An 8,845-nucleotide genomic window follows, 5' to 3' on the forward strand; every position below is an offset into this window, starting at 1 on the left:
AAACATGGCATTAGATAATCTTACACCCGCAGAAAATTCTACCAAAGAGATCAAACGCGTAGGTCGCGGTCAAGGTAGCGGTATGGGTAAAACGGCTAGCCGCGGTGCTAACGGTCAAAAATCTCGTACGGGTTATAAGCAAAAAAGAGGTTTCGAGGGCGGACAACAACCGCTTCAAAGAAGATTGCCGAAAGTCGGTTTTACTTCTAAAATCGAAAAACCTTACGTTATCAATATCGACAAAATTAAAGCCGTTGCCGATTTAAACGAAATTACGGTTGATGCGATTCGTACCGTTCATAAGATGGCAAGTACCGTCGTCAAAGTTAAATTAATCGGTGCGGGTGCAAAAGAGCTTGCCGCTAAGATTAAAGACGAAAACGTCGTTTTTACCGGAATGAGTAAATGAGCCAAGAACTTACTAAGAAGATTTTAGTAACGCTTGGTTTTATTTTTGCATACAGGATACTGGCATACGTGCCGGTTCCTGGCGTAAATCTTGATGTTATTAAAGAGTTCTTCGATTCTAACAGCTCTAACGCTCTTGGAATGTTTAATATGTTTAGCGGCAATGCTGCTCAACGCCTTAGCATTATTTCTCTTGGAATTATGCCTTATATTACTGCTTCGATTATTATGGAACTTCTCGCAGCCACCTTCCCCGCACTTGGAAAAATGAAAAAAGAACGCGACGGTATGGTTAAATACATGCAAATTATTCGTTATGCAACGATCGGTATTACGATTATTCAAGCAATCGGCGTATCGGTTGGTTTGGGTGGCTTAACGGGACGCGCAGGCGAAAGTGCTATTATGATCGATATGACGGTTTTTACGGCGATTGCAGCGGCTAGTATGTTAACCGGCACAATGCTTTTAATGTGGATCGGCGAACAAATCACGCAACGCGGTATCGGTAACGGTATTAGCTTGATTATTTTTGCGGGTATCGTATCGGGTATTCCTCATGCTATCGGCGGCACGATTAACCTTGTGAATACGGGTGAGCTCAACTTCCTCGTCGTTATAGGCATTTTAGCGGTTATTCTTGCAACGGTAGGTTCCATTATTTACGTTGAAATGGGCGAACGTCGTATACCGATTTCATATTCACGTAAAGTGGTACTTCAAAATCAGCATAAACGTATTATGAATTATGTACCGATTAAAATGAATTTGAGCGGTGTTATTCCTCCAATTTTTGCCAGTGCGATTTTGATGTTTCCTTCAACGATCATGCAAGCAAGTACTAATCCAATCGTTCAAGCCATTCACGATTTTTTAAATCCGAATAGCTATGTTTTTAATATCCTTACGTTCTTATTCGTGATTTTCTTTGCTTATTTTTATGCATCGATAGTTTTTAATGCAAAAGATATCTCCGAAAATTTGAAAAAACAAGGCGGATTTATTCCCGGTGTTAGACCCGGTGAAAGTACGGCTCTTTTCTTAAACGAAGTGGCCGGACGATTGACGCTTTGGGGTTCTATTTATTTAGGACTGATTTCGACTCTTCCATGGGTTCTTGTAAAATTTATGGGCGTTCCTTTCTATTTCGGTGGAACGGCTGTCTTAATTGTCGTGCAAGTGGCACTGGATACGATGCGAAAAATTGAGGCACAAATGTACATGAATAAATATGAAACATTGAGTGCCGTCGGACTTTAATGCAATGGCTATTACGATAAAAAAACCGCAAGAGATCGCAAAACTTTCGGTGGCAAATCAAATCGTTGCAAGAACGTTAGAGTATCTTTCTACACAGATTCACCCCGGACTTAGTTTGAAAGAATTAAACGCTATGGGTGAATCTTTTATTCACTCTCACGGAGCACGACCTGCGTTTAAAGGTCTTTACGGTTTCCCCGCCGGGGTGTGTACTTCCGTCAACGAAGTGATTATTCACGGTATTCCCACGGATTATAAATTGCAAGAAGGCGATATTATCGGTTTGGATATTGGAACGGAAATTGACGGATGGTACGGTGACTCTGCCGTAACGTTAGGTGTCGGTACCATTTCAAAAACAGACGAAGCTTTGATTGCATGTGCCAAAGACGCGCTTTATTTCGCGATCGATATTATTGAACCAGAAATGCGCTTTAAAGAACTGAGTTATGCAATAGAGCAATTTATTCTCCAAAAAGGGTTTGTACCTTTGCGAGGGTTTTGCGGTCATGGAATAGGTCGAAAGCCGCATGAAGAACCGGAGCTACCTAATTATTTGGAAGGGATCAACCCTAAAAGCGGACCGAAGATCAAAAACGGGATGGTGTTTTGCATAGAACCGATGATTTGCCATAAAGACGGTACGCCAAAAATCTTAGCGGATAAATGGTCGGTTGTTTCAAAAGACGGGTTGAGAGGTAGTCATTACGAGCATACCGTAGCGATAATAGACGGTAGAGCCGAAATTTTATCAAAAGCGTAAATTCACTAGGGAGGTAAAATGGCAAAAGACGATGTGATAGAGATTGACGGTAAGGTAATAGAAGCTTTACCCAATGCTACGTTTAAAGTTGAAGTACAAAATAGCCATGTGATTTTATGTCACATTGCCGGTAAAATGAGAATGCATTATATTAAGATAATGCCGGGAGATACCGTTAAAGTAGAGTTGACCCCGTATAGTTTGGATAAAGGGCGCATAACCTACAGATATAAGTAAATTATTAGTTTAAATTCTGTATAATTTACCCCTTTTGTAAAGCTGTGTGAAGAATAATCGAAAAAAGACCACTGTTTTTTCGATTGTTGGTTTGATATTACTCGTCAAACCTGTGACAGTTTAACTCAAAATTCCAGTGGAAAAAAAGTTCAGGAGTCACAATGAAAGTACGACCTTCTGTAAAGAAGATGTGTGATAAATGCAAAGTGATTAAACGAAAAGGTATCGTTCGAATCATTTGCGATAATCCAAAACATAAACAAAGACAAGGATAAGCATGGCAAGGATTGCAGGTGTAGACCTTCCAATGAAAAAGAGAGTAGAGTACGGGTTAACGTATATCTACGGTATCGGTTTAACAAGTTCTAGAGCGATTTTAACCGCAACCGGAATTTCATTCGATAAGAGAGTTCATGAGTTAAGCGAAGACGACGTTGCCGCTATTCGTAAAGAGATCCAAGCCGGATTCCAAGTAGAAGGTGATCTTCGTAAAAAAGTAGCGATGGATATTAAAGCTTTGATGGATATGGGAAGCTACAGAGGTCTTAGACATAGAAAAGGCTTACCGGTTCGCGGTCAAAAAACGAAGACGAATGCACGTACCCGTAAAGGTAAAAAACGCACCGTCGGCGCTAAAGCTAAATAACGAAGTCTCAAAGGGAAACAGATGGCAAAAAGAAAAGTAGTACGTAAAAAAGTTGTTAAAAAGAATATTGCGAAAGGGATTATTTTTATCTCAGCAACATTTAATAACACTGTCGTAACTGTCACCGATGAGATGGGAAATGTCATTGCTTGGAGTAGTGCCGGTAGTTTAGGCTTTAAAGGAAGTAAAAAATCGACTCCTTATGCCGCACAACAAGCCGTAGAAGATGCACTCACTAAAGCAAAAGAACATGGTCTCAAAGAAATCGGTATTAAAGTTCAAGGCCCGGGCAGCGGTCGTGAAACAGCCGTCAAAAGTGCCGGTACAACAGAGGGTATCAAAGTGTCTTTCTTAAAAGATATTACGCCTCTCCCGCACAACGGTTGTAGACCTCCAAAAAGAAGAAGAGTCTAATTTCTTTTCGGAGATATTGGCTAGAGATAAAACAAAATAATTTTTTCGTTTACGCAATAATTAGGAGAAAAAATGGCAAGATATAGAGGACCGGTCGAAAAGCTTGAGAGAAGACTTGGTGTTAGCTTGGCCCTTAAAGGTGAGCGCAGACTTGCTGGTAAGAGCGCACTAGACAAGCGACCGTATGCCCCGGGTCAACACGGACAAAGAAGAGCAAAAATTAGTGAATACGGGCTTCAATTACGAGAGAAGCAAAAAGCTAAATTTATGTATGGAGTTTCTGAAAAACAATTCAGACGTATATTTGACGAAGCAGCTCGCAAAGAAGGAAACACGGGTATTAACCTTGTTCTTTTAATCGAGAGAAGACTTGACAACGTTGTTTACCGTATGGGATTTGCGACGACGCGAAGATTTGCACGTCAGTTAGTTACGCACGGACATATTTTAGTCAACGGAGCTCGCGTAGATATTCCGTCTTACGTAGTTCGCGCCGGCGATAAAGTAGAAGTATGTGAAAAATCAAAAAATAACCCACAAGTTAAACGCTCTCTTGAATTGACGCAACAAACCGGTATCGTACCGTGGGTTGACGTTGAGAGAGAAAAAGCAATGGGTATTTTTACACGTATCCCAGAGAGAGACGAAGTAGTAATTCCGGTTGAAGAAAGATTAATCGTTGAGCTTTACTCTAAATAATAAAGTAGGTAGTAAATGAAAAAAATCAATACATCAGCTTACATGCCAACTGAAATTGAGGTAGAGAATATTGCAGCCAATAAAGTTCAGGTAAGTGCATATCCGTTTGAATCAGGATTTGCGATTACATTGGCACATCCGTTACGTCGATTGCTTTTAAGCAGTACCGTCGGATCTGCTCCAACGGCTGTAAAGATTGAAGGCGTAACCCATGAATTTGATAGCATGCGCGGTATGCTTGAAGATGTTGCACTTTTTATCATTAATCTTAAAAATATTCGTTTTAGAATTAAAGGCGATGAAAAACGCGTGGAAGTCAATTACTCGTTTAGCGGTCCAAAAGAGATTAAGGGAAGCGACTTAGCCAACGCACAAATCGAAATCGTTACGCCTGATACGTATTTGGCGACGATTAATGAAGATGCGGAGCTAAATTTTTCTTTGATTATCGAAAAAGGAATCGGTTACGTACCGAGCGAGAATATTCGAGGGTTAGTCGGAGACGATTATATAGCACTCGATGCATTCTTTACACCGGTTAAAAGAGCCGTTTACGATATTGAAAACGTTTTAGTCGAAGACAATCCCAACTATGAAAAAATCGTTTTTACGATTGAAACGGACGGTTTGGTCTCTCCGATTGAAGCATTTAAAAACGCTTTGGAAGCGATGTATGCGCAAATGTCCGTATTTAACGGTATTTTAGATATTGCAGTAGCTCCAAAAAGCGATAACTCGAACGACGGCGTCGAGTTTGGGAAATTGCTCCAAAGTATTGAAGAGTTAAACCTAAGCGCACGCAGCTTTAACTGCCTAGACCGTGCCGAAGTGAAGTACATCGGCGAACTTGCTTTAATGAGCGAGTTAGAGCTTAAAAACCTTAAAAATCTCGGCAAAAAATCGTTAGAAGAGATTCGAGACGTCATGGAAGAGAGCGGATATCCGGTCGGGTTTAACTTCCCGGACGATGCAGCAAGCTTGCTCAAGAAAAAAATTGAAGATTTAAAATCTGAAGCCAACGAGGGTTAATTTATGAGACATAAGCATGGATATAGAAAGCTTGGTCGTAGTTCTTCACACAGAGCGGCATTGCTCAAGAACTTGGCTATAGCGGTTATTAAATATGAGAAAATCGAGACGACGCTTCCTAAAGCTAAAGAGCTAAGAGGCTATGTTGAGAAATTGATCACAAAAGCTGGAGTTGGTGGCGATCATGCACACAAATTCGTTTTTGCGGCACTTCAAGATAAAGAGTGTACGAAAAAACTCGTGAATGAAATTGCTCCTAAATATTTAGAGCGAAACGGCGGATATACCCGTATCGTTAAAACAAGAATCCGAAAAGGCGATGCGGCCGCAATGGCATTTTTAGAACTCGTCTAAATCTGTATTCGGGAAAGAAAGATCCTCTTTCTTTCCTTCTCTACGTTAAAAAAATTTGTCCTTTCCTACTTTTATTCCTTCTTCATTAAGTCATTTTTAACGCAAACTATTGTTAAATTAGAAACATTTGCTATAGGAGAATTTATGATACCATTTAGTGACGAAGAGTTGCTTCCCGTTGTCGAAAAATCATTGGAAAAAATTAAGCCGATGCTTGCACTTGACGGAGGCGGTTTAACGCTTTTAGGCATTAAAGGCGGTCGTGTTTTTGTGCAATTACAAGGTGCATGTCAAGGGTGTGCTTCTAGTGGACAGACACTCAAATACGGCATTGAGAGACAACTTCGCATTGATATTCATCCCGAACTCGAAGTGGTAAATATTTTACCCGGATCGGAAGATCAATTCGATCAATAGGAGCAGAATGAATCCGCATTTCCAACAAGGTATCGAGTACTTTTACGAACGTCGTTTTATGGAGGCTATGCGCCATTTTGCGCTAGCACTTAGCGACAATCCGCAAGATAAAGAGGCTCGCATAGGAGCTATCTTATGCGATATGGCATCGAGCAACGAAGAGCAGGCAATGGCACTTTTCGAGTACTATTTACTGACGAAACAAAACGGTGCGCAAGACTGTGAAGATGTCATGGAAGAGATTATTAATTCCGTCGAAGAAAATAGCGATAAAATCGCACATCTTTTTAATCACAAAGATTTAGAGGCGCGTATTAATGCGGAAAACGGTATTAAATACGAAGATTTTATGGCGTTGATAGAATCACGCGGGAGTTTTAAAGAGGCGTTTGAAGACATTATGTTCTCTACGAAAGTAATTATTTCGAAAAAAGAGGATTTTGTCGACTTTCTTGCAAAATTGATCGACAACGGATTTATCGAAATGTCGCTTAACTACCTTGAGAGTGCCGTAACGCTCTTCCCGAACGACGAGCAACTTCTCTCTTTAATCAAAAAAGTTCAAAAATAAAGAGCCTATCGTGAAAATCGAGTTAAAAAATTCAGCACCGTTTTTACATGTAACGGATAATTCTAACGAGTGCGATGCTTCTAGCATCTTTGTCGTCACCGATTTGAACGCTTCGTATCGCCAAAGCGCGTTGGATCGCGGTTGTACAAAAGTTATTTCACCGCAGGCATGCTTGGAGCTTTTAGGAATCAATGACCGTATTAAAATTATCGGTATTACCGGTACGAACGGCAAAACGACGACGGCAGCCGCGATTTATTCGATTTTGCTTGATTTGGGAAAGAAAGCGGGTTTGCAAGGTACGCGCGGTTGTTTTATCAACGAAACCCGTATCGAAGACAAAAGTTTAACGACGCCGCCTATTTTACAAACGATTAAAAATTTGAAAACGGCACTAGACGCAGGATGCGAGTATTTTGTGATGGAAGTTAGTTCGCATGCGATTGTTCAAAATCGTATCGACGGACTCCCGTTTGCTTTGAAAATTCTAACGAACGTGACTCAAGACCATCTGGATTTTCATAAAACGATCGACGAATATATTGCCGTGAAAAGCCGTTTTTTTGAAGACGAGGGTTTAAAACTCATCAACAAAGACGAAAGTAATATTCGCTACAACCGTACGCAAGCGTTTAGTTACGGTATCGAGCATCCCGCCACGTATAAAATTCTTGCATATGCTCTTAAAGACGGCATTAGCGCGGCGGTTGCCAAAAACAATTCGGTGTACGAATTCGAATCGCCTCTGCACGGTTTTTTTAATCTCTATAACCTTCTTGCCGCCGTAAGCGCGATCGATTGTCTGGGTGTATCCTCTATGGAAGCCATTTGCGAAGCCGTGGAAAACTTCGGCGGTGTGGAAGGACGTATGGAAGTCGTGAGTCGAGAGCCTTTGGTCATCGTCGATTTTGCGCATACGCCCGATGGTATGGAAAAAGTGATGGAAAGCATGAAAGACCAAAATATGATTGTCGTCTTCGGCGCAGGCGGCGATCGAGACCGCACGAAGCGACCGAAGATGGGAGCAGTCGCAGAGCGCTACGCTCAGAAAATTATCGTTACGAGCGACAACCCTCGCTCGGAGGAACCTCAAAGCATTATCGACGAAATCTTAGCGGGTATGCACGGTTCCCGACCGATTTACGTTGAAGCCGACCGCGCTTGCGCCATTGAAAAAGCGTTACGCCTTCAAGCACCGAACGAGGTGCTTTTAATCCTCGGAAAAGGGGATGAAACCTACCAAGAGATCGCCGGAAAAAAATATCCGTTCGACGATCGTGAAATCGTCAAAACATTAATCGCCGAATTGCCTAAGCAAAAATAGGGTAAAATTAAATAATTTTATTCATGAGGATTACAAAGCGATGACCCTAGAGATGCTGTACGCCAAAATTCATCGAGCGACGGTCACGGACGCCAACTTAAATTACGTCGGTTCCATTACGATCGATAAAGAACTGATTGACGCCAGCCGCTTAAGAGTCGGACAAAAAGTCGAAGTCGTCAATATTAATAACGGAGAGCGTTTTACGACGTACGTGATCGAAGGAAAAGCCGGCGCAAAAGATATCTGTTTGAACGGAGCGGCGGCACGCAAAGCCCATGTCGGCGATAAAATCATTATTATTGCCTATGCTCATTTGAGCGAAGAAGAGCTCAAAACGTTTAAACCGACGGTTGCCTTAGTCGATGAAACCAATGCTTTGGTTGAAGTGCGAGATTATATCTGATGTTTGATAATTTTGATTTATCGAAAATGACCGCAATGCTTGAAGAGGCGCAAAAACAAGCGCAAAAAATGCAAGAAGAGGCTCAAAATAAAGAGTTTACGGCTAAAAGCGGCGGCGGATTGGTTCGCGTGAGTATGAACGGTTCGGGCGAAGTGATCGATATCGGTATCGACGATTCGCTTTTAAGCGATAAAGAATCGCTGCAAATTTTAGTGATGAGCGCGATCAACGACGTGTTAAAAATGGTCGAAGAGAATAAAAAATTAGCCACGACTCAAATGCTCTCAAGCATTGGAGGATTCGGTACGAAAAGCTAA

General features: G+C 41.5%; 15 protein-coding genes. All 15 read left to right on the forward strand.

What is annotated here, in order from left to right:
* Positions 1-4: 4 nt before the first annotated feature.
* The 15 genes from rplO to NL930_RS02415 all read left to right on the forward strand — a co-directional run bounded on the left by rplO (position 5) and on the right by NL930_RS02415 (position 8,845).
* Positions 5-409 carry a 50S ribosomal protein L15 gene (rplO, locus tag NL930_RS02345; protein WP_039673503.1) on the forward strand — a complete coding sequence of 135 codons (405 nt, stop codon included), beginning with the start codon at positions 5-7 and terminating at the stop codon, positions 407-409.
* Positions 406-1,668 carry a preprotein translocase subunit SecY gene (secY, locus tag NL930_RS02350; protein ID WP_039673501.1) on the forward strand — a complete coding sequence of 421 codons (1,263 nt, stop codon included), beginning with the start codon at positions 406-408 and terminating at the stop codon, positions 1,666-1,668. The genes rplO and secY overlap by 4 nt, the downstream gene beginning before the upstream one ends.
* A gap of 4 nt (positions 1,669-1,672) precedes the next feature.
* On the forward strand, positions 1,673-2,431 hold the full coding sequence (map, locus tag NL930_RS02355) for a type I methionyl aminopeptidase (protein WP_254377065.1): 759 nt from the start codon (positions 1,673-1,675) through the stop codon (positions 2,429-2,431).
* 18 nt (positions 2,432-2,449) lie between these two features.
* The gene (gene infA / locus NL930_RS02360) at positions 2,450-2,668 is read left to right on the forward strand and encodes a translation initiation factor IF-1 (protein WP_012857710.1); all 219 of its coding nucleotides are present in this window, start codon (positions 2,450-2,452) and stop codon (positions 2,666-2,668) included.
* 161 nt (positions 2,669-2,829) lie between these two features.
* Complete coding sequence (rpmJ, locus tag NL930_RS02365; protein ID WP_060825270.1) at positions 2,830-2,943, forward strand: 50S ribosomal protein L36; 114 nt, start codon at positions 2,830-2,832, stop codon at positions 2,941-2,943.
* Between the two features lie 2 nt (positions 2,944-2,945).
* Complete coding sequence (gene rpsM / locus NL930_RS02370; RefSeq protein ID WP_012857708.1) at positions 2,946-3,314, forward strand: 30S ribosomal protein S13; 369 nt, start codon at positions 2,946-2,948, stop codon at positions 3,312-3,314.
* Positions 3,315-3,335: 21 nt separating this feature from the next.
* A complete protein-coding gene (rpsK, locus tag NL930_RS02375; protein ID WP_039673494.1) occupies positions 3,336-3,728 on the forward strand; it encodes a 30S ribosomal protein S11 in 393 nt (130 codons plus the stop codon).
* Positions 3,729-3,800: 72 nt separating this feature from the next.
* Positions 3,801-4,427 carry a 30S ribosomal protein S4 gene (gene rpsD, locus NL930_RS02380; protein ID WP_039673492.1) on the forward strand — a complete coding sequence of 209 codons (627 nt, stop codon included), beginning with the start codon at positions 3,801-3,803 and terminating at the stop codon, positions 4,425-4,427.
* A gap of 15 nt (positions 4,428-4,442) precedes the next feature.
* On the forward strand, positions 4,443-5,456 hold the full coding sequence (locus tag NL930_RS02385; protein ID WP_039673490.1) for a DNA-directed RNA polymerase subunit alpha: 1,014 nt from the start codon (positions 4,443-4,445) through the stop codon (positions 5,454-5,456).
* Positions 5,457-5,459: 3 nt separating this feature from the next.
* Positions 5,460-5,810 carry a 50S ribosomal protein L17 gene (gene rplQ / locus NL930_RS02390; RefSeq protein WP_039673488.1) on the forward strand — a complete coding sequence of 117 codons (351 nt, stop codon included), beginning with the start codon at positions 5,460-5,462 and terminating at the stop codon, positions 5,808-5,810.
* 144 nt (positions 5,811-5,954) lie between these two features.
* Positions 5,955-6,227: a NifU family protein gene (locus NL930_RS02395; RefSeq protein WP_039673487.1), complete on the forward strand. Its 273-nt coding sequence runs from the start codon at positions 5,955-5,957 to the stop codon at positions 6,225-6,227.
* A 7-nt stretch (positions 6,228-6,234) separates the two neighbouring features.
* Positions 6,235-6,798 carry a tetratricopeptide repeat protein gene (locus NL930_RS02400; RefSeq protein ID WP_254377064.1) on the forward strand — a complete coding sequence of 188 codons (564 nt, stop codon included), beginning with the start codon at positions 6,235-6,237 and terminating at the stop codon, positions 6,796-6,798.
* 10 nt (positions 6,799-6,808) lie between these two features.
* Positions 6,809-8,122, forward strand: coding sequence for a UDP-N-acetylmuramoyl-L-alanyl-D-glutamate--2,6-diaminopimelate ligase (locus NL930_RS02405; RefSeq protein WP_254377063.1), 1,314 nt, complete (start codon positions 6,809-6,811; stop codon positions 8,120-8,122).
* Positions 8,123-8,162: 40 nt separating this feature from the next.
* The gene (panD, locus tag NL930_RS02410; protein WP_254377062.1) at positions 8,163-8,528 is read left to right on the forward strand and encodes an aspartate 1-decarboxylase; all 366 of its coding nucleotides are present in this window, start codon (positions 8,163-8,165) and stop codon (positions 8,526-8,528) included.
* Positions 8,528-8,845, forward strand: a complete 318-nt coding sequence (locus tag NL930_RS02415; protein WP_039673480.1) for a YbaB/EbfC family nucleoid-associated protein — start codon at positions 8,528-8,530, stop codon at positions 8,843-8,845. The genes panD and NL930_RS02415 overlap by 1 nt, the downstream gene beginning before the upstream one ends.

This window comes from Sulfurospirillum sp. hDNRA2, from assembly GCF_024206095.2.
Taxonomy (GTDB): Bacteria; Campylobacterota; Campylobacteria; order Campylobacterales; family Sulfurospirillaceae; genus Sulfurospirillum.